Raw genomic sequence first — 23,130 nt, 5'->3', positions numbered from 1 at the left:
CCATACGAGTAGATCGGAAGAGAACCCATTTGCTCCCAGGCGGGGCCGGTCGGCAACATTCTTCACCCATGACCGGCTCTCGACTGTCTGCTTACGCCGGGCGAGTTGTGCTCCCCGAAGGATCGCATGACCGTTGGGCCGCGCGTCCTCGGCGCTCAACTGTCCTGGCTGTTTATAGTCCCTACTAAGCTATTGGAGAGCTTGAGGAGTGGGATCAGTGTGGTGATGCAAGGGGCTATCGGGGGCGTAGCTAATGAAAGCGGGTCGAACCACCGAAGTGTTGGTGCGGCACTTATTGCGGCCTACGGGCTAAACGGAAAAGAAGTCTCATGGCTGGGTGGAGACGCTTGGCCAGCCAGAATTGGGTTAGAGACGGATCATGCGGTCGACGACATTGAAGTCATACTCAGCGACAAGCGCTCGGTTCACATACAGGCAAAGAGCAGCTGTGGCCTTGGGCCCAGCTTCAGGAAGTCGGCCGCGCAATGGGCCGCAGCCGCCAAGACCGGGGAAGCCACTTCCGTAAGCAGGTTCATCCTCCTGGTCTCCAAGCCAACGGGCTCGTTGGAAGTGCTCCGCAACGCGCTCGATCACTGGCGCGCAGGCTCCACGCTGCCAAAGGGTGAAGAAGACAGTCTGAACGGTGTCCTCAAACTGATGACCACCAAGCACAAGCTGAGCAGTGAAGACGCCGAGTACGTCCTGAAGAAGGTCTTCGTGGCGATACTTGATACGGATCCTTCCGGGCAGGCGTCGGAACTAGGGGCCGCTCTCCTGGATACAAGTGTCGTTGCAGCCGGGACCGGGACGGCCGCACTTGCAATCTTGACCAATTTCTTCCATGACAATAGCCGGCAGCGCAAGCAAACTGACCTCAACGATTGGCGTTCCGCACTCCGCGCTGCTCAGTTGCCCGTGCACTCTGATCCGAATGGAGTGCTGGCCGCCCAACTGCAGGCAGAAGATGAAGAAATCGCGTCTTACCGAGGGAGCTTGGCCAAGACCAAAGACGAAGTCAACTTCTTCTCGCTCGACCTTGAGGTTCAAAAGTTTGTCCGTCCTAAGTGTTCCGAGGCCCTCCGTGTTCGTGCACTGGGTACACCGAAGTCGGAACGGCAAGGAAAGTCCGACGTGGTCCCCCTCCTGAACTTAACCAGGAGACAAGGACGATTCGTTCTGGTTGGTGGCCCCGGCGTTGGCAAATCATTCAGCCTTGGACAGATAGCCGCGAGCCTGGCCGATCAGCCGAATGCGCCGCTCCCATTACTGCTGCGACTCCGTGATGTTTCCAATTCGCTCAGTGCGTTACCCATGTCGTCTTCCTGGGGTTTCAAGGAGATCGCACACCATCTCGCCGTGAACAACGTTGTTCTCGAAAGAGCTTTACTTGCACGCATGCAGCAGGGCGACGTTATTTACCTGTTTGACGGGCTGGACGAGGTTGCCAGTGATCGATCCAAAATTGTGGGTTGGCTGAGGGATTTCTTGGACAACATCGATGCTCACACTGACTTGGTTATCTCCAGCAGATATGCAGCGGCCGGACGGGCCGATCTTGTCCTTCCTCAATTCGAGCTCTTGCCCCCGGACGATCTCACCGCACTCACTGATGACGTTCTAGTCAAATTCTCGGAGGGCCTTGCAGTAGAGGGCGATGAGCGAACTGTTTGGCTGCAGTCTCGACGCGCCTTTGTGAAGCTCGCCCAGAGTCAAGATAGGGATCTCTGGCGCGTTCCTTTGCTAGCGCTTCTTATGATCGCCACGCTCGTTGATAAGGGACCGGAAAGCATTCCCAAGTCGAGGTCGGGGCTCTTGCGAACGGCGATTGAGTCAAGCGTCAGGCGGTGGGAGATGCGGCGCCTGAATGGTATCGAGGCGGGTTTGCCCTTGGACTACCAGCCGCAAATTGTATTTGACACTTTTGCCGATATTGCTGGCGTAGTAGCCGGTGGTGGCCGACAGGGCGACGCGATACAAGCGGTTGTCAATCGGCTCCCTCATTGGGGGATTCCTGCTCCAGCTGCTCGTTCATGGGCCGAGGCCATTGTTCAATTCTGGGACGAGACCGCAGCTGTTTTTGTCACGTCTGCTGAAGAAGGCAAACTTACCGCTAGGTCGCGCTTGTTCACCGAACTCGGTGTTGCGATGTTACTTAATCGCGACACTGCCGCGATGAAGGAATGGGTGCTATCAAACAAGGAAGATGCCGACTCTTACGAGGCCATTTGCCTTCTCGCTGGTCTTGACTCAAATGCGTTGGATTGGATTGCTGAGCTCGCTTTGCAAGGAGCCTCTGAACTCCTTGATCTCATTCTCCGTGCTGTGGACGAGGGTGCCACCATGAATGCATCCCTCTTCAATCAGGTACTTGACCGTCAGCTAGCCAGGCTCCCTGATCTGCCCCGGAACCACTCGGCCCAAGGCGAGGTTACCGAGGAGAGCACGGTGAAAACACGCATCAGGAAGTTCAAGACGGGGCCAGTGGACGACGCCTATCGCCTGGCGGTTCGGGTGGCCCAACACTCGTTGACAGGGCCCCAAGATTTGGCCATCAGAGATTTTGCGACGTCACAGTTGGACTCCGCGCAACGGGCTATCGTTCTTGCTATCAGGGAAATTCAAAGTCCGAGCCATTCTGTCGACTCGGATGAGCATTGGCAGGTGATTGCTGATGCCTTGCCCCCGCGGCCGGATCGTAGCCGAAAAGAAGGATATGTCGCACCTTGGCGAGGCATAGACACCTGGGGTCTGCACAACGTTACGCGTTACGCGGCAGAGAAGCTGGCCACAGAACGTGGAGACCTGGCACTCCGGGTTCTGGCAGCAGCCCACATGGGCCCGGTCTTAGACGTGGATGACGTGCACACCCTGCTCGTTGAGAAGGGACTCGGCGAAGATCTCGGGATGCTGGACTTTCACATCGGTGTTGATCTATTCGCCAGCCTCCCGGAGTCCTTCATGACCACAGACCAGCCAATAAGCCTGCTTCTTGATTGCCTTGGAGAACCAGGCGAAAGCGAAAGAGCGAGTTTGTGGCATTTGAGCGAGGCCGCGGCCGCATATCTACTACTACGAGTCAACGATGTTCCTTTCGGACAACTGTATTGGGCCATCGAGACGTTTCCGGAGCTCAGTGCGGCAGTGCTTCGTAAGTTGATAGATGACTCCTCGCTCAATACGAGTGAAGTTGCCGCTCAGTTTCGCGTTGTTTCCTTGCTCGGCCGACAGGGCAGTTCGTTGCTGAGCATTCCGTCCTATCGGACTCCGGTGCCTGCTTTGTCACCTTCGGAAGGATGGGAGGAGTTCACTTTAGCTGCTTGGAAATCGGGCAACGTTTGGCTCGGCTTGCTGGCGCAGTCTATGTCTCTGGCCGTAGAAGGCTTGACTGAAGGCTTCCGCAGCAAGCTCGAAGGGGCTCTGACTGAGCTTTCGCCGACATCCCGGCTTCAAGTTGGGGTTGTGGTCGAGTACCACCACCCGGGTGAGGCCTGGCTTCTCTCAGATCAACGAGCACGCGTCGGAGTGCGCCGTGTGCAGGCTGCGCGAGCGTGGGAGGCCCAGGACTACGGGAGTTTGGTTGATTACCTTCAGGATCTGGATCTTGCAGTTAGAAACGAAGCTGTGCCAGAGGAGCCGCTGCCAGATGAGTTAATCAAGCTCCTGCCAGTCACCCTCCGTTACCCAGAGTTCTGGGGTTGCGAAGAGTGCGGGACCTATGTAGGAATCGATTCGGACACCTGCTCTTGCGGGGGCCATAGGCCAGACGATGAGCTAAGTAAACTGCTGACGTGACATCTCAGGACTTGATGAGCGCACCGCTACTGAGCTGGGTGCGAGCCTTCCGGCTACTGTGGCTGGTTCTTCCCAGATAACGAGCTGTCCGAATTGCTCAGATAGCTCGACGAACTTAGGTGGACGGCTCCATGGCTTAGCCGGAAGATGGCGGGGCTTTTTTTCTGAGCAATTGCTAGCTTAGGTCGGCATCTCACACTAGCCCTTATCCTTAGGAACTTCACAAATGGCGGGCAACGAGTGATGCGTTGCCCGCCATTCGTGGTACGGCCGTGAAGGGAATCCAATGGCTGAAGATCGTGGTCATTGCGACGTTACGGCCCAGCGAGCGTGCGGAACGCGGAGTCCGTCATCCGAGTTCGTCGGAGCCGCCGAAGCGTTGCCATATGGATTGTTGCATCGGTGAGAGCTAACCTTCCGGCGCGAACAGCGAGGGCAAGAAGCTGAGGGGTGTTGAACGTCTTCAGCTCGGGATGATTCTCTGCAAGCCAAGCGATGGCACCGCCGTCATCGGTCAGAAACAGAGCGTCCAGGCCCCGCCGTCGGATTATCGCGATTGTGACCGCTTCCCCGTAGCTTTTGTCCGGCGCATCTCCAGGAAATCGAAGCATGGACTGAATCGTCCGCGCATCGATCCGTTCGGCGTTGTCCGGATGGAGTGCTTCGCCCATGAACTCTGGAACAAATCGGAGTTCATGCAGACCTGGGAATTCGGCGGAGTTTTCACACTCCGCCGCGACGGCGGCCGCCCAGCGCCCCCTACCCTGCAACAAGGTCTCAAGGAGGGAAAGCTGTCCAATATGTGCAAAGTTGATTAGGACGGTGTTGTCCGGGAAGAAGTAGGTCACTGGTCGGAAGTGAATCCGAATGCCGCCATTGCGGTGTCCATATCAATAGACGTTGGCTTAGTTTCTTCGTCCTCCGGTTCGGTCACGCCCAGCATCCATGCCAGCGTGCGTTTCGTGGACGGTGAACCTTCATGCGCAGCGAGCAGTCTCGTGGGGAACCGCCTGGTACCCGCAGCTCGCCAACGATCGGTGATGGGATCATCGAATTGCCTGATGGGGACCGGAGGATAGCGCCTGATCAGTTGCCCAGTAGTCAGCTCGGACTCCACCCTGGCCAGTCCGCAACGGGTTAGCCTTCGGTTAAGCGCATCAAGCGACACGCCGGTATCCCACAGGAACTTCGCGAGCCCCGGGGGATCCATTGCGATGGCGTGGACGTCGGACAGGCGTTCCTTTGGTAGCAGCAGTTGAGCTGCATAGTCATTTGCAGCCGATTCCGCGTCAGCGGCAGCCTTCTGCTCGATCGGGGTGAAGTCACCACGCGCAATATGCCCGAGTTCATGGGCGATCGTCCAGTTCTGGCGGCCCCAAAAATTCGATGTGGGCACGACAATGATGATGCCCGCCTTCAGGCTCATCGAGTAACCGGCGCCATCCGCCAGGTCCACCTTTACGACGTCGACGCCAAAGACTTGCTCAACGGCATCCGCTAAGAAGCGGGACCAGTCGTCGCCAAACTTCTCCGCAAGCAGAGCTCGAGCCTCATCAGGGTCAGTTGGAACCGCCCGCTGCAAGTTCGCGGTGAGGTCAGGTGCCTGCCGATATGCGAGAGCGATGTCCTCAAGCAGGGCGCGCTCCGCAACTGCTGACCGCGACAGTTCATGTCCGCGTTCGGCGCTGAAAAGATGGCGCGCTGCAATTTTGACGGGAAATGGATCCTCACCTGTTAGCACCCAGTCCACCGAGACCTGGAGCTCCCGGGCCAGGCGCACTAGTTCATCGCCGGTGAGGCCACGGGTCTCGCCCAGGGCGCGTGATAAGGCACTCGGCGCCATACCAACGCGTCGAGCGAGTTCATTCTGAGAAGTGCCGGATGCCACTTCTTCAAGGCGCGTCAAAACCCGCTCGCGTAATGTCTCCATGTAACCAGTCTATCATGCTGTTGCGATATTCACATCGGTCTAGTTCGGAGCGTGGGATTCTTTGCTGTGTCGTACGACTTAGCCTCGTGCCTCAACAAACCGCGGCGCCATGGATTCCATCTGCTCCATGACCAGCTTTATGGCCTCCGGCTGCTTGTCGGGCGGATAGCCGAAGCGCACCAAGAGCCGTTTGATGGACGAGCGCAGCTTGGCCCGCACGTCGTCCCGCACAGTCCAGTCCGTCCGTACGTCGCGCCGCATCACGGCCACCAGTTCGCGGGCAATGTCAGCCAAGACGCCTTCGCCCTGGACTTCCACGGCCGATTCGTTCGAAGCGACGGCGTCGTAGAACGCCAGTTCGTCGGAGTTCAGCGGCGGTGTGAAATGCTCGCCGCGCCGGGATTCGGCTGCCACGTCGCGGGCCAGCTCCACCAGTTCGGCGATGACCTCCGCGGACGTCAGTTGCTGGTTGGTGTACTTCTTCATCAGCTCCGTGATGCGCACGGAGAATGCCCGCTGGCGGATCACGTTGTTGCGCATCGTGGCGGCGGACTCGTCGGCGATCAACTTCCGCAGGGCCTCAATTGCGAGGTGGGGGTTCGGGGCCTTCTTGGTCTTGGCGATGAACTCGGGCGTCAGGTCATCCAGCGACGGCTTGGGCATCCCGGCCGCCTCGTAGATGTCCAGCACGCCACCTGGCGATGTCGCCGAATCTATCAGCTCACCGAGCAGGCGCTGGATGTCTTCCGGCACGGGTTCGCCCCGGCCCTGGCGCTCGGACGCATCGTACTTGGCCATCCAGACCCGGATTTCCTCGTACACCTGGATCTCCGGACGCAGGTCGGCCAACGTCTGCGAGCCGGAGGACACGGCCCACGCCCGCGAAAGCTGGCTGGAGAACCGGCGATACCTCGACGCCAGGGACTCCTCACCCTCGGCCGGCAGGTTCCCGGGTGTGGAGGGTGAACGCAGGTAGTTCACGGCGCCGGTGACGGCATTGATGAATGCCTTCGGCCCGCCCCTGAGCCAAACTGCCTTCCAGTCGTAACCGGCCAGCAGTCCCCGCAAGGTCTCCACCAGAGTGCGCGCCAGGTCAGCCGCTTCGTCGATGTTCCTGCCCACGGGCCGGTGTTCCTGGTCCGTTTTGGTGTATTCGCTCAGCGCCTTGGCCAGGTTCTCGGCGAGCGGCGCGTACGCCACCAGCAGGCCGTCCTCCTTGCCGCGGAAGGTACGGTTGACGCGGGCCAGAGTCTGCATGAGCAGGGCGCCCTTGAGCGGCCGGTCCAGGTAGAGCGTGTGCAGCGGGGGAGCATCGAAGCCGGTGAGCATCATGTCCTTGACGATCACGAGTTCGAGCTCGTCGTCCGCGTCCTTGAGCCGTTCCTTGACTGTGGCGTTCTGGGAATCGCGCCGTACATGGTCGGACACCGGGGGCTTGTCGGACGCGGTCCCGGAATACACAACCTTGATCTTGCCCTTGTCCAGATCATCCGAATGCCACTCCGGCCGCAGCTCCACGATTGCCGTGTATAACTTCGCGCAGATCTCACGCGTCCCGCCCACGATCATCGCCTTGCCCGGCGCCTCGATGAACTTGCCCATCCGGTCACGCCGGTTTTCCCAGTGCGCCACGAGGTCCTCGGCCAGCGCGGCAATGCGCTTCGGCGCACCGTACACGGCGTTCACGACGGCGACGCTCGCCTCGATGCGCGCCCGCTCCGTATCGTCCAGGCCAGCCGTGTATTCGTCGGCGGCCTGGTCCAGTACATCTTCGGTGAGGTTTTCCGCCAGGCTGACTTTGATCAGCCGCGGCTCGAAGTAGACAGGCACGGTGGCGCCGTCGTCCACTGCGCGGGTGAGGTCGTAGATGTCGATGTAGTCACCGAAAACGTCGCGGGTGTTGCGGTCCTCGAATGTGATCGGCGTGCCTGTGAAGGCGATCAGCGTTGCGTTGGGGAGGGCATCGCGCAGGTGCCGGGCATAGCCGTCCAGGTCGTCGTAGTGGGAGCGGTGGGCCTCGTCCACGATCACAACGATGTTCCGCCGGTCCGTAAGCAGGGGGTGGTCCGTTCCGGATTCCTTTTCAGCCTGGCTGCGCCCGAATTTCTGCAGCGTGGTGAAGTAGATTCCGCCTGTGGTGCGATTGCTCAATTCTTCGCGCAGCTCGGAACGCCGCCGCACCTGCCTCGGCGTTTCGGCCAGCAGGAGGCTCTTCGCGAAACCCTCGTAGAGCTGGCCGTCCAGTTCATTCCGGTCGGTGATGACCACCACGGTGGGATTCCGCAGCCGGGGATGGCGGAGCACCTGGTTCGTGTAGAGCTCCATTTCCATGGACTTGCCGGAGCCCTGGGTGTGCCAGACGACGCCGGCCTTGCCGTTGCTCTCTACTGCCTGCACGGTGCTGCCCACCGCCTTGGCGACGGCGAAATACTGGTGGGGCTTCGCGATCCGTTTGGTGAGGCCGTCCGAGCCCTGGTCAAAGGCGGTATACAGGCGCAGTAGCTGCAGGAAACGGCCCTGTTCATAGAGTCCGTAGAGGGCCGTCTCCAGCGCGGTGACGGCCTCGCCGTCGTCGAACGTTCCCGGCGGCACCGGCTCGCCGTCGTCGTCGACGTTCCACGGTGAGAAGTGGTTGAGTGGAGTGAAGGGCGTCCCGTATTTGTCCTGGATCCCGTCCGAGGCGAGTGCGAAGACGCAGAAGCGGAAGGCCATGGGGAATTCGCGCAGGTAGGTCTGGAGCTGGGCGTGGGCGGCCGCGACGTCGGCGTGGAGGCTGCCGGCCTTCTTGAGCTCAATGATGCTGACGGGCATGCCGTTGCAGTAAAGGACCATGTCGAAGCGGCGCTTGTAATCGCCCTGGATGATGGTGACCTGGTTGACCGCGAGCCAGTCGTTCTGGCTGGGTTCGGCGCTGATGAGGCGGATAGTGGGGTTGGCTTCGCTGCCGTCGGCATCGATGTAGCTGAGCCGGAATCCGTCCACCAGGTATGTGTGGATGCGGTGGTTTTCGGTGATGGCGTCGTTGGAGCTGGGCGCGGAGATTTCGGCCAACGCCTGGTGCACGTACTGGACGGGTACGTCTGGGTTGAGCCTCTGCAGCGCTTCCATGAGCCGTGGCCGGATGAGCAACTCGTCCCAACTATCCCGTTCGCCGGAGCCGGGCGCGATCTCGTCGCCGCGCTGGGGCTGCCAGCCGAGCGGTTCGGCGAGCTTCTCGAGTGCGAGGCCTTCCCAGTCGGCTTCTGAAAAGGTTGCTGCGGGTGCTGCTGTCACGGTGATTCCCCCTGGTTGACCGTTTGGTCCTGCTCGATCATTTGGCCAGTCTCCGAAATGAAAAGACCATGGTCTCCAAAGGCTGCCAGGATTCTGCTCAATTCATTGCCAGTGGACGCTCTTTCGACGATTTCTCCAGTTACGTCGATTTGCCTGACGATAGATATTCTTGCGACCAGAATGGTCAATTGGCAGATCAAATCCAGATGAATCGGATCAGGCGTGGTCTGACGGTCGAAGTGTTTGATGTCGTTATACGTGTTTGCAATGGCGCGCGACAGGGCGAGCATCGATCCGGCAACCGGAGCCCAGTTGACGGGCACTTGCGCAAGACAACGGTATATGTACGTCGCCGTGGTAGGACGCCCTGTTCGGTTGTAAGTTTCCGATTCCGCTGGGACACTTCCTAGCAGATGCCCAGCAGCCTCTAGCGCCACACAGGTGCTGAGGAGGGCATCTTCGGATGTCGTCCGCCGACGAAATAGTGCAACCAAGGGTTCGATTGCTCGTTTCCAAGTGTCATGAACTGAGGACCAGCTCTCAAGGCCAGCTTGGCCGATCGTCTCCAGATCGGAAAGTGAGTATCGAAACAAATACTTGCTCGGCTGTGGTTGCTGAGAGTCACGGAAAGTCTTGCGGCTGATCATCTCTTGGAACGGGACATGGGAAACGTCTCCGCTGACGAAGTGCTCAGGGAATTGAGCATCGCGGACTTGATGCTGGCGGAAGTATGCGGGTGCGCCATTGAGGATCGTAATGAGGGCAGAAACTTTCCCTTGTTCAGCTAAATGCTCGTCGAAGGCGACTGGCGCTTCGAAAAGACTCGTTAGGAAAACTTCGTCCTGAATGGCGAAAGATCGGAGGCCTGATTGCCAACTGTGCACCGCGTCAACTTTCATCACCGCGGTCCCTTGACGCCAACTGAACGAAACCGCTTCGGGAAATTCGATATCTATGCTCTGACGCGGCCCGTGGCTGGGGAGGTCCAAGTTGACTTGAAAGGATGTGGCGCTGGTCCACTCAAGAAGGCCATCAATCCTGGACCGGACTTCTGCGACTACGAGCGGTTCGTGCAGGTCAGCGTCACGCGTTGAGCTCACTGTGAGCTGCGGACGAATCCTTCCGATGCTGAGTCCATTGGATCGGTGTTCGATTGCTGGGGAGTAGTGGCAATCAATGAGAGTGAACGTGCCATCATTGGTGGCAATTGCGAGATTGCGTGGTTGCTCCGTTCCACGAAACCATCCTTCTACAGTCGCGAATTGCTCCGCCCCCTGATGAGATACAAATGGAACTTCAAGAACAACGCCGCCTCGAATTTCCACGGACAAAGTCGCTGTTGTCCAAGGTGTCTCCTCAACGCCATCCATGATTAGCCCTGTAAGAGCATTTCCGGCCGCCAGTACAGTCATTTTCGCCGTTCCTTAGCGCTCAGCTCTGCCTCAAGGAGTTCGATGCTGGGAAGCGTGGATGCGAATTCCGCGGGTAGCGACTCCACAATTTCTGACTCCCACTCGGCAATGCCGATCGGCTTGGAAAATCCGCGAAGAGAATACTCAGCCACCACGTTGTTCTTGGTCTTGCAGAGCAACAGTCCAATGGTCGGTTGGTCGTCCGCGTGTGAAAGCAAATCGTCCACAGCAGACATGTACATGTTGATCTGTCCTAGATACTCGGGCTTGAAAGCGGTGGCCTTGAGCTCTACTACAACGAAGCAGCGCAGTTTGAAGTTGTAAAACAGCAAGTCGGCAAAGAATTCGTCGTCGGTAATGGTCAGCCGTACTTGCCGTCCCACGAACGCGAAGCCCTGGCCAAGTTCCAGGAGGAATTTCTCCACATGCAGGATCAGCTGTCCCTCGAGTTCGTGTTCGTTCCGTTTGCCTGTCATGGACACGAAGTCAAAGACGTAGGGGTCCTTGAAGGACTGCTGGGCAAGATCCGATTCCAACGGCGGCAGGGTCACCTTGAAATTGGTGATGGCTTGACCGGAGCGTTCGTGAAGCCGCGTATCAATCTGGTGGACCAAGACGTTTCGAGACCAGCCCTGATCGATCGCCGACGCTGCATACCAGAGCCGCTCATCCGCACTTTTGAGCTTCTCCAGGAGAGCGATTTGGTGATACCAAGGCAATGTTGCAAGCGGCGCTTGCAACATTGGAAACTCAGGCCAAGCCTCAGCAAATGACTTCATGTAGCGGAGGTTTCGAGGCGAGAAGCCCCTAGCCTCAGGGAAGGCCTCGCGGACGTCTGCCGAGAGCCTAGTGACGACTTTACTGCCCCAACCTTGTGCGGATTCGCGTTGGCTCAGTTCATTGCCGATGGCCCAGTACGAAAGCAGCATCTGCCGGTTGGCGGCTGAGATTGCCTTCGACCTGCCGGCATGAATCTGGCGTGTCACCGATGCCAGTAGTTCTGGGTACCAATGCGGCATATCGGACTTAGCGGGCGTTTCTTCAAACGATGCTGCTGATGACATACTGATCGGTTCCTTCCCTGGCGGCCATTTCACCATGAATGTATCGGTGGGCACCGACATTATTTGCCCCTCAATCTGGCAAGCGGTGCTTGCAAAATTTCCTCATGGTGTGCCGGCAATTGTGCAACAGGTGCTGCACAATTAGCGGCAGCGCTGCCATCACACTCCTACCGTGGCCAGGTCACGTTCGGCGTCCTTGACCCGGAGCTTGCCGGACATTAGATGGGGGAGGAGGGCGTCGCGGGTGGCGGCGAGGGTCCGGTTTTCGTCAGTCAGTGACTTCATTAGCTGGAAATTGGCCTCGCTAATCTCTCCGAAGTGTGCAAGTGCGACCGGATCTGGCTCGCACAAGCTGTATCCCGCCAGATCAAGGGCCGAGACGCGCTGTCGCCCTGACGTACCAACCATGTGCCGGATAGCAAACGTTCGGAAGCGACCGCTGGTCGCCAGGAAGTATGAGAGAGGCGTTGGTACGTCGGGCAAAGATCGAAGAACGATGAATTCAGTCGATCCGATGCCAACTTGCCCCTTGCCGAGGAAATCCACGAAGCCGGTCTTGCGATTCTCAAGGCATGGCGTAATTCGAGCGAGAAGGGTGTCACCGTTCATGAAACGGGCTCCGCCTTTGGCAGGGCGACGGTCCCAATGGCTGATTCCCATATTTGCGACAGGAAGCTTCTGCATGTCGACATACACTGGTTCGGCCTCTGAGGGTGCCGCGACTTTGGGGTTAATCTCCACAAGGTCTCCGAGCCCAATGACGTCTAAATCTTCCCTAGGGTCCTGATTTAGCCCTAAAGCCTCAAATCGGGCCTCAAGAAGTGTGGTCAGAGTCGTGGCGAGTTTGGTGTTGGCGGCGATCTTGTCGTCGAGGGCGCCCAGTACTTCTGCAATCGCGACTTGTTCGCGTAGTTCTGGGTACGGAACCTCTAGTCTTTTGAGGTCAGATCCGCGAATGCCCGCTGCAGCAACCTGCTCGACGATTGTCTCCATGCTCCGGCGGCCTTGGGACGACGCGAAATAGTAGAAATAGTAGGGAGCATGTGCGATCGCAGGATCGAGGCGAGCACGGAGAATCGATCCTTCCCAAGTGGTGGGTTCGTCCACATCGTCGACGATGCTGCACTTCCCAGCTCCTTCGAGGGTCAATGAACGACGTGCAAACAGGAGGTCGTGTCGCCTTAGAAGCGTCCTGTCGGGGTCGTAATCTGCGAGTTCAACTCTGGCCATCTCTACCGCAGGTACGCGCGGGTGTCGAAATAGTTCACCCATGTTGAGCATCTTCATGCCGCTGCCGCGGTTGCCCGCGGGAATAGTCACTCCACTCCGAAGCGGATAGGCCATGAGGTCCCCAAAGATTCGGCGACTGGTCACGAAACCCTCCCCAACTGCTCGCGCACACCAGTAGCCAACCGCTCGGACTCGTCGAACTGTGCAAACAGTTCCTTCGAAAGCCTCGCGATCTTCTCCTCGATCGGCTCGCCGTCGTGCTCCACCTCGGCAGCCCCGACGTAACGTCCGGGCGTAAGCGCATAGTCGGTTGCCTTGATTTCCGCCAGTGTGGCCGAATAGCAGAAGCCGGGGATGTTTTCGTAGGTCTCGACAAGCTCGACCACCGGGGCTTTGGTTTCGACGGGCTCAACCGCCGGGGTTTCGACGGTTTCGACAGGCTCAAGCACCGAGGACGTGCCGCGCCAGGCGTGGAACGTGTCGGCGATCTTGGCGATGTCCTCGTCGGACAGGGCGCGCTCGGCGCGGTCCACCATGTAGCCGAGGTTCCGGGCGTCGATGAACAGCACCTGGCCGGTACGGTCCACGGAGCCGTGCGCACCGGCTGTCTTGTCCTTTGCGAAGAACCAGGTGCACACAGGGATGCCGGTGCTGCGGAACAGCTGGGTGGGCAGCGCAACCATGCAAGAGACAAGGTCGGCTTCCACGATTTGGGCGCGGATTTCGCCCTCCCCGCCGGAGTTGGAGGACATGGAGCCGTTGGCCATAACAACGCCGGCGCTGCCGCCCGGTGCCAGCTTAGAGATGATGTGCTGGATCCAGGCGTAGTTGGCGTTGCCGGCCGGCGGGACGCCGTACTTCCAGCGCGGGTCGGACTCGGAGCGGGCCCAGTCCTTGATATTGAAGGGCGGGTTGGCCATGATGTAGTCGGCCTGCATGTCCGGGTGCTGGTCCCGGGCGAAGGTGTCGCCCCAGCGGGAAGCGAGGTTGGCGTTCAGGCCGTGGATGGCGAGGTTCATCTTTGCCATCCGCCAGGTGCGTTCGTTGAGCTCCTGACCGTAGACCGAAATCGCGGTGCGGTCCTCGTTGTGGGCGTCCAGGAACTTCTCGGTCTGCACGAACATGCCGCCTGAACCGCAGGCGGGGTCGTAGACGCGGCCGCTGTGTGGTTCGAGCACCTCAACTAGTACACGGACCACGCCTGCCGGCGTGTAGAACTCGCCGCCCCGCTTGCCTTCGGCCTTGGCGAACTTCTCCAGGAAGTACTCGTAGACCTCGCCGAGCAGGTCGCGGGCCTTACTGGCGCCTTGGCCCGTGAAACGTGCGGAGTTGAAGAGGTCCAGCAGCTCACCCAGGCGGCGCTGGTCTACGTTGTCGCGGTTGTAGATGCGGGGGAGCGTCGCGGCCAGGCTCTTGTTGTCGGCCATGATGAGGTCCATGGCTTCATCGATGAGCAGCCCGATGGACTTGGGCTCGGCGCCGTCGACTGCATCCAAGCCCTTGGCATTTTCTGCCAGGTAGCCCCACCGTGCCCGGGCCGGAACCCAGAACACGCCGTGGCCGGTGTACTCATCCACGTCGTCGATCAGTTGCGCGATCTGTTCTTCGGCGAGGCCGTCGGCCTCCAGTTCGTCCTGGATGATCCCGCGGCGCTCCTCGAACGCGTCAGAGACGTACTTCAGGAACACCAGGCCCAGAATCACATCCTTGTACTGGGAAGCATCCATGGAACCGCGCAGCTTGTCGGCGGCCTTCCACAGGGTGTCCTTCAGTTCCTTCATAGTGGAAGGGGCGAGGTCCGCCTTCAATTTCGGGGGCATTATGCGGTTCCTTCTGTTGGTGCGGCGATGGAGATGGGGTCTGTCAGGGTTAGGCTTCCGCCTGCTACGCCGTCCGTAATCAGGGTAGCGAGTTCTTCCAGTCGATTGAGGCGTTGACGGGCTTCAGCCTGCTCGTGTTGCAGCCGGCCTAAGGCGTTGGAGAGCGGCTGTCGTTGAACTTCCGGTGCGCGCCGCAACCGCCAGTTCCGCCAGGTCTTGTCTGCGGCGGGGCGGCTGCTGATGTCAGCGGCAACCACGTCCGGCACGAGACCGCCGGGATCACCGCGGTCGATTCTCAGGATCCGGGCGGGGAAGACTACGACGGCGCCGCCCTCCGCATCGACCATCGCTGCGGGCCGCGGGCTGGTACAGAAGACAACGTCACCAGGTTCGGTGAGGCGCCCGGCAGTGTATTTCGCCGCGAAGTCCAGGAGCGTGATGAACCGTGGCTTGGCGTCGTTAGGATCCATGAGTTCCTCGCGGCCCAGGATCCTGATTCCGGCCTGCCGGTTGAGGTCAGTCGCTTCCAACCTGATGCCTTTGACGTACTTGAGGTTTCCGGCCGTCAACAGTTCCTGAACTGAAGCGGGCCGGAGTCCGGTGCCCGGTACGGCAGGCTGCACTTCGGGCAGAACAGATGATGATGTCCCAGCTGACAACAGGCGCACGAGTTCCTCGACCCGGAGCGCAGACTCGGCGCCGCCGGTCGCCGTCGAACCTCTGGCAGGCAGACCGCGCACGAGGGAACCCTTGCCGGCGAGAAGGAAGCGCGTCTGTACCAGCCGGGTGAACCTGAACGAGTGCGCGCGGATGGTGGCGCGATCGCCCATGGATGCGACGACGTCGCTGATCAGGTCCTGGCTGACATCGAGGGTGAGCGAAGTGGTGCTCAGGTCCGCCACGCTCGTCCAGCGCTCCGCGATCGGCACATCAGCGAAGGACGGTCCCAGCACCCAGAGGGCCTGCGGCTCCCGCGGCTTTGCGCGGAGAAGTCCAGGCTGAAGACGGGCGATGGCACGGACTCTGCCCGAACGCAACAGGTCTGAGCGCAGGTTGCCGGCCTCTCCAGTGAGAGCGTCGCACAGCACCCGGGCAGGCGCGATGACAACGGCCCGCTGGCTGTCGTCCATTTGCAGGACGATGTTCTCAATGCTGTTCAGGATGCCCGTGGTGTCCAGGGCGGGATTGCCCGGGGCGGGATATTGCGCCACGTGGACCGCGGGGCCGTTGACCGCAAAGGCTCCCTTGGCATCGACCTTTACTGGGTTGCTGTCCGTGCCATGAACTGCCAGACGACGGCGGGCCAGCCGTGATGCGCTGCCGTGGTGGTCTGCTGCCAGGAGAGTGATGGGCCGTGACTCTCCGGACTGCTCGACGATGCTCAGCATCACGTCGCTCCCGCCCGGCGTCGAGTCGACGAAGAGGAGCCTGCTGTCGAGAGTGGATGCCAGTTCCATTGCAGTTGCGCCCACGAGTTTTAGTGCTTCGTCCGTCAGTGCGGTGTCTGAATGCTCGCGCAGCCCCTCCTTGAACCGGTGGGTCAGCAACTTTTCGAAGGCGGCCGGCGCGCTGAAGGCGCTGTCCGCCAACCTGTCCGCGAAGCCGGCCAATCCCGAGAGCGCGGAGCCGAGTGCCTCCAGTTCGGCGTAGAGGAACACATCGTCAGGGTCCGCTTCGTCTGCGGCGTCCAGGAGTTCGGCTGCAGTACTTTGTGCCAGAGCCTGTCCCGTGGTGATCTTCAGGGCGAGGAGCGCGGTCAGACCATCGAAGGACTGCCGGCTGTCCCTTGGCATTTCGCCAGGCGGAGCAGCCAGTCTCGCGAAGACCGCGACGTCGTTCCGAGCCTCGGGGTTGTTCCCCCGGCCGGTGGCCTGGAGCCAGGCGGTGACTTGGTCTGCGTCGAACAGCTCGACGCCGTTGGCCTGCGCAGTGGATACCGGGAACGGCAGCGGGCCTCCGCTGCTGCGCTTGCGCCACATGGAGACGACCGGGCGCTGCACCTGGGCGAGCGAGGCGACATCGGAGAGTGTCATGCGCAATGTTTCCGTGACTGTGTCCATGGCTGCCCCCTTCAGTCGTGATCGTCCCATCAGCTTAGTGGCGACAGCCGACATTCTGGGTTTGGCACTGATAACCCGGGTTATCAGCTATATCGGGCGCCGTTGCCCGATTCGCTCATAAGTTCATTCTGCAGCCACGAAGCAATCTTCCGGAGCTGCGGCGGCGGCGGGGAACCGCGTATTGGGGGATCAGTATCCCGCCGCCGTTTAGCGGTCATCCACAAACAAGAGGAAGAGAACATGTTGAACACTGACGCCAGCCAGGCGCAAATGCCTGACGACCAAACAGCTCCTGAGGCAGCCGAGGAGGAACCCGCTCCGGCGGCGAAGTCCAGCCGCAAGAAGGGCACCCTTCTGGCGACAGCCGCCGTCGTTCTTCTCGCCGGCGGGGTGGCCTTCGGAACCGTACTTCCTGACCCGAAGACCAGCGATGCCTACATGGCGCTGGCGGACGAGAAGGGAACGGTCGAGATCGAGCGCGACGCCGCATTGTCCAGCTATGCGTCCGTGAAGGGTAAGTACGACAGCCTCCAGGGCGGGATCACAACCCGGGAGTCCAAGGTTTCCGCACGGGAGACCGAAGTGGGCAAGGCCGACGCTGCAGTCAAGACTGCCGAAGCCGCGGTGAAAGCCCGCGAAGAGGCTGTCACTGGAGCGGAAAAGACCAAAGCGGCCAACACCATTGGCGACGGCACCTGGACGGTGGGCACGGACATCGAGCCCGGAACCTATCGGGCATCCGCCGACGTCGGCTCCTCCTGCTACTGGGGCATCTATGCCACCGGCAGCAACGGCAGCAACATCATCGACAACGACCTCCCGGGCGGCGGCCGGCCCTCCGTTGCACTGTCCGCCGGCCAAGATTTCAAATCCAGCCGCTGCGGCAAATGGGAAAAGCAATAGCACCCGCAGCATCACCAACCGCACTCTCGAAAGGCACCACCATGTCTCACCAGAACTTTGATTCAGTCCCGTCCGCGCCGGTTGCTGCGGCCCCGGTCAAGCGCCCGTTCTTCAAGAAGAAGCGCTTTGTGATTCCGATTGGCGTCCTGCTGCTCGGAATCGTCATGGGCTCCTGCTCCAGCGGCAGCAAGCCTGTGGCGGATTCCAGCCCCATCGCTTCCGCTGCTGCCTCCGCTGCTCCGGTCGAGGCCGCGGCGCAGCCCGCGGCAGCACCGCCGTCGGCCGCCCCCGCACCGGCGGCTCCCACGGCACCGACGGTGGGGACACCCTTCGCCGTAAAGATGCGCAACGGTGACGTCGCCAGAATCACGATCGTCTCCGCCGTGCGGACGGACACGGTGACCACGACGGCGTTTGCGTCGCCGCCGAAGAACGGAACCTACCTGCTCCTGGACGTGCTGTGGGAGACCGAGGCGGGGAAGACCAGCTCGAACCCCTTCTACTTCTCAGCCAAGGATGAAAGCGGCCGCAAGGCTGACCTCAGCATGTTTGCCGATAACCAGCTGGGCTCCGGTGACGTCCTGCCGGGCGACAAGTCCCGCGGGTTTATCGCGTTCGACATGGCCCCCGGGGCAGCAACCGTGATGATTTCGGATCCGCTGATGCAGGAAGCCGCGCGGATCCAGATCCCTGGATAAGTAAAGTACTCACCCGGGCCGTGGTGCCGGGTCCGGATGGTGCAGCGTGGCGCACGGAGTCGTGCCGCATGATGCGGGACACTGATGAGGTCGCAGCGGGAAGCCTTCTTTTGTTCCCGCGCGGCGAACCGACTTGCAGCAACGAGGAATAAGCCCAGGCACGAGCCTGTGGTTAGAGGGGGACAACGTAATGACCGATAGCGAAGCTGTCACGCTGGAGGCACAGGTCGACGACGACGAGGCCAATTCTGACATCGCGAAGGCGGTCAGTGCTCGTCACTCGATCGCTCGCAAGTACGTCATGAGGATCCGGCGCCGGCATCCCGAGGCGACGCCGGCAGAAGTGATCAAGATGCTTGAGCGTCACTACAGCACTTCGATCAGCGCCGCAGGGGCGGCCATCGCTGCTGGTTCGATCGCTGCCGAAGTCGGCATCGCTCTGATTCCCGGCGGCGGTGTCGCCGCCGCGGGGCTGAAGAATGCGGGCAAACAGGCCGCGAAGAGGACTGTGCAGGAAGCCGTGAAGGTAACCGCAAAGGAAGCCGCCAAGGTGGCGGCGAAGAATGTAGCCATGGGTGCGGCAAAGACCGGCGCCCAGCGGGTCGCGGCGCTCCTCCCTGCGGGAGATCAGCAACTTCAATTCGAGATCACAGCGGTCTTCGGGCTGGCCCTCGCCGACATCCACGGGATGGATCTTGACCAGGACCAGGCTCATGCTCTGGTTTACGGACTGACCAATGACCGCGTAAGTCAGCAGCAGATCGCCGTCATGGCCACGGACGTCGCGAAAGCCTCCCCCGAAGGTGTGGTGGGCGTTGGTCACAAAATTGCCGCTGGAAGCGGTGACTGGTCACACTGGGCGACGACGCTCGCTGACACCCTGCCGAGCGGTGCGGCTCAGAGCCTCGTCCGGACCATTCAGACGGGTCAACTGGACACCGTGCGTGAATCCTTGAGCGGAAAGCAACAGTCGGCGATCGAATATGGAGTTGGTGCACTGACGGGGGGAGTCAGCCGTTTCGTGTTTGGCCGCGACGTCGTCGAAGCAGCCCGAGCCGCATTTCCGGAGGCCCCGGACGCGTTTCCCGCACATCTGGCCCTTCACGAGAAGGCGAAGGCGGATACCGATGACCGTGAGGCCGAGCCTAACCGGGCACTTGCAGCTTTGGAGGACGCTGCGAAGTCGACGGGTAACTGGATCTCCGGCACTGCCAGCACAGTGGGTGAAGGAGTGACGAAGAGCGCCGCCACCGTGGGAACGGGGGTAGCGAGCGCAGCCGGCACGGTGACACGACCTTTCCGAAGTGTCGACGTCGACGGTGACGGTATTCCGGATGAGCCGCAGGCGCTTGCTGCTGTTAAGGGTGTCGGCGGTGCCATCGCTGGTGCCGCAGACTCAGTGAGTGGGAAGGTTGCCGGGATGTTTAAGTCAAAAAAGCGCGGCAGAGACGCCTCCGATGGGTCTGCGACCGGCAGCGATGACCCGGTCAAAACCTAAACCTCAAGGGAACGGGGTTAGATCCGGCGACCGGGAAGCCTGCAAGACGTGTGACCATGCGCGACATCGAAGTTCACTGAGTTCGGGCGTCCCGCGCCGACTAAGAGGGTCCGCGGCCATAGTCGGCGATTGCGGGCCACCACTATGATCGATCTTCCGCTGCAGTCTTTTCTTGATCCCACCTGCACCCCTCTGACTCCGAAAAAACAAGAGAAGCTGCGCCCAAACTTCCAATTGGGCTGGCCGCGATGACCCTGCTCAGAGCCATTTGCTCCCGCTGGATCAAGGCGCTTCCTTGTTGAAGTTCTTCCCAAATGACCTGCAACTCACACTTCATGCTCTGTTAGGAGAATGGCCAGTCGGATCGGATCCGACTGGCCATTCTTATTCGCTGGTACTCAGAGCCTGGGGGCTCCAGGACTCGTAGTCTTCAGAGAGGGCGGTTGGCAATCTTCTTGACCCACACGGGGCTCTCGATTCCCTGCTTCTTGTCCGTGGTCAGGCGGAGGCGGGCTCGCTCTTGCGCCGGAGTTACGAAGGCTTTCTGATTGCCATCATCGATGGTCTTCTTTTCAGCAACTGCGCTCATGTCCCGTCCTCCTTAGGCGGTTCGCTACCCCTATTGTCCGGCAATGGGGGCAAGAGGTCTAGCGTGGCCTCCCCACCGGAAAGGGGTTGTTTCCACGCTTCGGCGATGATCTCGACCTCCTCAGGGCCCGCCAGAGTACTGGTGGTGAGGAGTTCCAGCACTGCCAAGCCAACGTCCTGTTTTTCCGGCTTCGCATCCAACGATGCTTCCAGCGCCCATTGCCTCCGCCGCCACCACTCCGCCCGGCCGTCAGCGTCACGTTTTTGGGACAGCGTTTCCTTGTCCGAGGCGGTTCGCTGGCGGAGCGTGTTCCAACTGATGAAGGCCGCGAGGAGCGCACCAAACAGGATGGCCAGCGGACCAAGTGCGGCCAGGATTTGCCACCATTCAGCCGGCCCAGTGCGGAGGACGACTTCCAAGGGTTCTGGAGAAGGACTTGAGTTCACGGAACCAACACAGGCAACAGGTCTGACATCCGATCTGGCTCCCTGGTAGTGCAGTCAGTGGTCTCCTAGAAGGGTAGGTTGCCGAACACCCCCCGGTGCTTGCTCGGCAGCAATTGTGCAGGCGCTTGCACAATTAGCAGCGCCCAGAACGTCGTCGACTGTGCAGCAAGCTTGCTGCACAATCGATAACCATCCCAGCCACTCCGGTGGAGCGAACCCCGGCGTCATACGCCGCTTTTCCAGTAACGGATCCGCATCCTTGACGCGGAGCTTGCCAGACATGAGCTGGGGGAGAACGGCGTCGCGGGTGGCGGCGAGGTTCCGGTTCTCGTCCGTCAGCGACTTCATATGGCCAGGCTGTCCAACAGATCTAGCGGCGCACAGCGGCGTATCGGCAAGCCGTGGTGCCGCCGTCTCGAAAATTGCCCCGCTCATAAGTGGCATCCCCCAGGGAGAGTCAGTAGCGTCGTACCAGCAACTCAAATCTCCCGACAGACAGGTGCAGTGTGGGCAAGACGAGCAAGACGCGTCGCGTGGAAAAGGGTCCGGCAGGAAATCACAGCCCCGGATCGGTCTCTCTCAGTCTATTTCGGGCCAGTCGAGCCTTGGACGCGCTGGCCCCGGCCTTTGTTCACTGGTTTGATGACGGCTCGCCCGGCGCCGCAGCTGCCGCCGTGCAGTACCTGAAGCTGATTGAACCTGTCCTGGGCCGCTATCTGGACAAGGCGGCGGTGCCGGACGCGACGAATCTGGAGCCGGTTCCCTTGGCCCTTGCCATCTCGGAAGAGGCCGCTGCCACCGCGGGTGTTTCGGCCGTCGGGCTGCCGGACGTCGAACGCGCCGCTTTCATGGTTGACGCTGTCCACGCCTATGTGGGTTTCTTGTCGGAAACCGGCCGGTGGACCGGAACCACGGAGCAGCTCGGGGGAGTGCTGGACTTTTTCGACGTCCTGGCCGAGGGCGACGATGAACCCCGGTTCATTGACGTTCCGGAGGTTTCCCAAGAGAAGGCGCTCGAAGTCTTTTCCGAGTTGCCGTTGATCCGGCGGGCCCTGGCATTGGTCCGGTGGATCGGCGACGGTAAGCCCGTCACTGGAACCGGGGCGCTTCGCTTGCGGGACGTTGAAGCGGCAGCCGCATGCGTGGGCGTGACGGTCCGGGGCGGCACTAAGGGGACAGCTGCAGCTGACGGAGTCCCGACGGTGCAGAGCATGTATGAGGTGCCCCTGCTGGCACAGATGTGGGCCGCGCTTGAGGCCGCCGAACTGATTGCCATCAAGTCAACAAAAGTGGTTCCATTCGACGCCGACGCATTCCTTGCCGGGGACGCGACAGAGCAGCTGGACGACTTCTCCATGTTCGTCTCTTGTTTCCTTGAGCAGGCAGTACTTCGCCACGATCCCGAACAGCCGTGGGAGAAGCTCATATCCGCCATGCAGACCTCCCTCCTGCTGGCGGCATCGACTCCGGAGCCACCCTCACTGGAACGTGTCCTGGCTGCCCCGGACCACGCCCCGGAAGCCGAGAAGGCGATGACCGCGCTGCTGACCAGTGTGGCAATGGCCCGGCTGGAGGAACTCGCGGAACTTGGGCTGCTGACCATCGATACTCATTTCCGCGTGCCCCCGGCGCTTATCGGCTGTGTCGCGGATACGTTCGACAACCCCTGGGTGCTGGCGGAACTGGGTTTGGGCGAAGAGCCGGACGAGGAAGAAACGCCGCCCGAGCCAGCAGAGCCGGCCGGGCATGGAACGCCGAAGACGCCGCCGCTGCCGGGTGACGGCTCAGTTCTGCAACTGAAAATCGGACTTAAAGGGTCCAAGCCGCCCATCTGGCGGCGGGTCCTGGTCCCAGCCGGTATGCCGCTCTCGCAACTGCACCTGGTGATCCAGGAAGTGTTCGCATGGCTGGATTATCATCTGCATCACTTCCAGACCGGGGGATTCCGCGGCCCAACATATGCACCGGTGGCGCCCGATGGAGTGGATGACTTCTATGGCGAGAACTCGCTGGACGAATCGAAGGTGACGGTTGCCCAGCTGTTGCCCGCGGTGGGCAGCACCATGACCTACACGTACGATTTTGGCGACAACTGGGAACACGCCATCACTCTGGAAAAAGTCCTGAATCCCGACGACGGCGGGCAGCTCCCGCGGTGCACCGCGGGCCGCGGTGCCGCACCTGCGGAGGACAGCGGGGGCGTCTGGGGATGGATGGACGTCGTCCAGGCCGTCAACGATCCCGCCCACGCGGAGCACAAGCAGTACCGGGAATGGATGGGGCTCGGCAAGGGCGAGACCCTGGATCCCAAGGCCTTTGACCTGGAACAGGCCAACGAGGACTTGGCGGACCTCTTCTAACCGCACCCAGATGCGATGCTGGCTGGCTTCAGAACCGGCGACAAGGAACGACGGC

The 23,130-nt window shown here is 60.8% G+C and carries 15 protein-coding genes; 5 read left to right on the top strand and 10 right to left on the bottom strand.

Going from position 1 to position 23,130, the window contains the following annotated elements; genetic code table 11:
- Positions 1 to 564 precede the first annotated feature (564 nt).
- The gene (locus AC3IT0_RS12600; protein ID WP_489320139.1) at positions 565 to 3,792 is read left to right on the top strand and encodes an NACHT domain-containing protein; all 3,228 of its coding nucleotides are present in this window, start codon (positions 565 to 567) and stop codon (positions 3,790 to 3,792) included.
- A gap of 314 nt (positions 3,793 to 4,106) precedes the next feature.
- Here the strand turns inward: AC3IT0_RS12600 and AC3IT0_RS12595 are convergent, their stop codons facing one another.
- From AC3IT0_RS12595 to AC3IT0_RS12560, 8 genes are all read right to left on the bottom strand, one after another.
- Entirely contained in the window at positions 4,107 to 4,640 is a 534-nt protein-coding gene (locus tag AC3IT0_RS12595; protein WP_489320138.1) for a hypothetical protein, read from the bottom strand.
- The gene (locus tag AC3IT0_RS12590) at positions 4,637 to 5,722 is read right to left on the bottom strand and encodes a helix-turn-helix domain-containing protein (protein WP_489320137.1); all 1,086 of its coding nucleotides are present in this window, start codon (positions 5,720 to 5,722) and stop codon (positions 4,637 to 4,639) included. Before AC3IT0_RS12590 ends, AC3IT0_RS12595 begins: the two co-directional genes overlap by 4 nt.
- Before the next feature lie 78 nt (positions 5,723 to 5,800).
- Positions 5,801 to 8,995 carry a type I restriction endonuclease subunit R gene (locus AC3IT0_RS12585; RefSeq protein ID WP_489320136.1) on the bottom strand — a complete coding sequence of 1,065 codons (3,195 nt, stop codon included), beginning with the start codon at positions 8,993 to 8,995 and terminating at the stop codon, positions 5,801 to 5,803.
- Positions 8,992 to 10,407, bottom strand: a complete 1,416-nt coding sequence (locus AC3IT0_RS12580; protein ID WP_489320135.1) for an ApeA N-terminal domain 1-containing protein — start codon at positions 10,405 to 10,407, stop codon at positions 8,992 to 8,994. Before AC3IT0_RS12580 ends, AC3IT0_RS12585 begins: the two co-directional genes overlap by 4 nt.
- A complete protein-coding gene (locus AC3IT0_RS12575) occupies positions 10,404 to 11,471 on the bottom strand; it encodes a PDDEXK nuclease domain-containing protein (protein ID WP_489320134.1) in 1,068 nt (355 codons plus the stop codon). The genes AC3IT0_RS12580 and AC3IT0_RS12575 overlap by 4 nt, the downstream gene beginning before the upstream one ends.
- Positions 11,472 to 11,630: 159 nt before the next feature.
- Positions 11,631 to 12,791, bottom strand: coding sequence for a restriction endonuclease subunit S (locus AC3IT0_RS12570; RefSeq protein WP_489320133.1), 1,161 nt, complete (start codon positions 12,789 to 12,791; stop codon positions 11,631 to 11,633).
- A gap of 50 nt (positions 12,792 to 12,841) precedes the next feature.
- On the bottom strand, positions 12,842 to 14,521 hold the full coding sequence (locus tag AC3IT0_RS12565) for a class I SAM-dependent DNA methyltransferase (protein ID WP_489320132.1): 1,680 nt from the start codon (positions 14,519 to 14,521) through the stop codon (positions 12,842 to 12,844).
- Entirely contained in the window at positions 14,521 to 16,581 is a 2,061-nt protein-coding gene (locus tag AC3IT0_RS12560; RefSeq protein WP_489320131.1) for a hypothetical protein, read from the bottom strand. The genes AC3IT0_RS12565 and AC3IT0_RS12560 overlap by 1 nt, the downstream gene beginning before the upstream one ends.
- A 240-nt stretch (positions 16,582 to 16,821) precedes the next feature.
- Between AC3IT0_RS12560 and AC3IT0_RS12555 the strand changes: the two genes are divergently transcribed.
- From AC3IT0_RS12555 to AC3IT0_RS12545, 3 genes are all read left to right on the top strand, one after another.
- Positions 16,822 to 17,484, top strand: a complete 663-nt coding sequence (locus AC3IT0_RS12555; RefSeq protein ID WP_489320130.1) for an Rv1352/Rv1906c domain-containing protein — start codon at positions 16,822 to 16,824, stop codon at positions 17,482 to 17,484.
- A gap of 41 nt (positions 17,485 to 17,525) precedes the next feature.
- Complete coding sequence (locus AC3IT0_RS12550; RefSeq protein ID WP_489320129.1) at positions 17,526 to 18,182, top strand: DUF4352 domain-containing protein; 657 nt, start codon at positions 17,526 to 17,528, stop codon at positions 18,180 to 18,182.
- Positions 18,183 to 18,372: 190 nt separating this feature from the next.
- Positions 18,373 to 19,680, top strand: coding sequence for a hypothetical protein (locus tag AC3IT0_RS12545; protein ID WP_489320128.1), 1,308 nt, complete (start codon positions 18,373 to 18,375; stop codon positions 19,678 to 19,680).
- A gap of 430 nt (positions 19,681 to 20,110) precedes the next feature.
- Here AC3IT0_RS12545 and AC3IT0_RS12540 read toward each other — a convergent pair whose 3' ends face one another.
- A complete protein-coding gene (locus AC3IT0_RS12540) occupies positions 20,111 to 20,269 on the bottom strand; it encodes a hypothetical protein (protein WP_489320127.1) in 159 nt (52 codons plus the stop codon).
- Positions 20,266 to 20,688: a hypothetical protein gene (locus AC3IT0_RS12535; RefSeq protein WP_489320126.1), complete on the bottom strand. Its 423-nt coding sequence runs from the start codon at positions 20,686 to 20,688 to the stop codon at positions 20,266 to 20,268. Before AC3IT0_RS12535 ends, AC3IT0_RS12540 begins: the two co-directional genes overlap by 4 nt.
- A gap of 632 nt (positions 20,689 to 21,320) precedes the next feature.
- Between AC3IT0_RS12535 and AC3IT0_RS12530 the strand changes: the two genes are divergently transcribed.
- The gene (locus AC3IT0_RS12530; RefSeq protein WP_489320125.1) at positions 21,321 to 23,075 is read left to right on the top strand and encodes a plasmid pRiA4b ORF-3 family protein; all 1,755 of its coding nucleotides are present in this window, start codon (positions 21,321 to 21,323) and stop codon (positions 23,073 to 23,075) included.
- Positions 23,076 to 23,130 lie beyond the last annotated feature (55 nt).

Source organism: Pseudarthrobacter sp. KH_020_B, from assembly GCF_057840185.1.
This window is presented reverse-complemented; position numbering and strand designations above follow the sequence as displayed.